The organism is Allobosea sp. (assembly GCF_030694325.1).
Classification (GTDB): domain Bacteria; phylum Pseudomonadota; class Alphaproteobacteria; order Rhizobiales; family Beijerinckiaceae; genus Allobosea.
In genome coordinates, this window is the sequence record NZ_JAUXYO010000212.1 from 1 (window position 1) to 1,757 (window position 1,757).

The window sequence follows — 1,757 nt, forward strand, 5'->3', positions numbered from 1 at the left end:
CAGCAGCAGGCCGGCCGCGCCCCGCGCCGCCAGTTCACGCGCGATCGCCTCGCCCAGCCCCTGGCTCGCGCCGGTCACGATCGCGACGCGCCCCTCCAGAGCTCGGCCGGTAACTGCCGCTTCTTGCATCGATGACGCCTCCCCGCCGCCGGCACGTTTCTTTGATTATGCCTTGCGTTTGGAATATGCATTCCATTTCCGGAGTCGATCCGTCAAGCCGGACCGCCACCATGCTGGCGGCTGCCACGGGGCTGGAGCGCCGCAGCCTCGCGGGGAAGCCCCGGGCGCCCACGCCAGCAGCGGCGGCGCCGACGTGCGGAGGCTCCGTTAGGTCAGGAGCGATCCCGTCGGCGATCGGTCCACATGTCGCAATGCCGCGCGTCCCGCGCATGGTTGACGTGCGCGTTGGCACATGGCTTGCTGAAGGCGACCGAGAGGGAAACGGCGCGCTAAGCGCCGAGCAATCGTCAAGCTATGAGTGGAGACTTCGCATGAAAGACCAGGATCTGGGCAAGCTGATCGCCCGCGTGAAGGAAGGGGCCCTGTCGCGGCGGTCTTTCCTGAAGAAGGCGGCTGCGGTCGGCGTGGCCGCGCCCTTCGCCAATCAGCTGCTGGCCTTCAACGGCGTCGCCATGGCCAACGCCACCCTGCCCTACAAGCCGACCAAGGCCGGCGGCGGCGGCCCGCTGAAGGTGCTGCTCTGGCAGGCGCCGACGCTGCTCAACCCGCATTTCGCGTCGGGCACCAAGGACCAGATCGCTTCGCGCATCTTCTTCGAGCCGCTCGCGGGCTGGGACAAGGAAGGCAACCTCATCCCCTGCCTGGCGGCCGAGGTTCCGTCCAAGGCCAATGGCGGCCTCTCGGCCGATGGCAAGGAGGTCACCTGGAAGCTGAAGCCCAACGTCAAATGGCATGACGGCAAGCCCTTCACCGCCGACGACGTCGTCTTCACCTGGGAATATGCCGCCGATCCGGCGACCGCCGCCTACACCACCGGCTCCTACAAGGACATCAAGGTCGAGAAGGTCAACGACCTGACGGTCAAGGTGATCTTCAAGGAGCCGACCCCGTTCTGGGCCGACCCCTTCGTCGGCACCGTCGGCCAGATCCTGCCGAAGCACCATTTCGGCGAGTACAAGGGCGCCAAGTCGCGCGAGGCGCCGGCCAACCTGAAGCCGATCGGCACCGGCCCCTACAAGTTCACCGAATTCAAGCCGGGCGACATCCTCACCGGCGAGCGCAACCCCGACTATCACATCGCCAACCAGCCGCATTTCGACACGCTCGAGGTCAAGGGCGGCGGTGACGCGGTTTCGGCGGCCCGCGCCGTGCTGCAGACCGGCGAATACGACTACGCCTGGAACCTGCAGGTCGAGGATGAGGTCCTCAAGCGCATGGAGACCGGCGGCCGCGGCAAGATCAGCGCCGTGGTGTCGGGCGACATCGAGTTCATCATCCTCAACACCACCGATCCGTGGACCGAGGTCGATGGCGAGCGCTCGAGCATCAAGACCAAGCACCCGACCCTGTCCGACCCGGCCATCCGCCAGGCGATCAACCTGCTGATCGACCGCGATTCGATCCAGAAGTTCATCTACGGCCGCGGCGGCACCGCGACGGCGAGCTTCGTCAACGCGCCCGCCAATTTCAAGTCGACCAAGCTGAAATATGAGTTCAGCGTCGAGAAGGCGAACAAGATCCTCGACGACGCTGGCTACAAGCGCGGGTCCGACGGCATTCGCGAGAAGGACGGCAAG

General features: G+C 66.1%; 1 protein-coding gene. It reads left to right on the forward strand.

The genetic code is table 11. The features are described from left to right. Positions 1 to 491: 491 nt before the first annotated feature. A partial coding sequence (locus Q8M82_RS13990) for a peptide ABC transporter substrate-binding protein (RefSeq protein ID WP_305691948.1) occupies positions 492 to 1,757 on the forward strand: 1,266 nt, incomplete at its 3' end.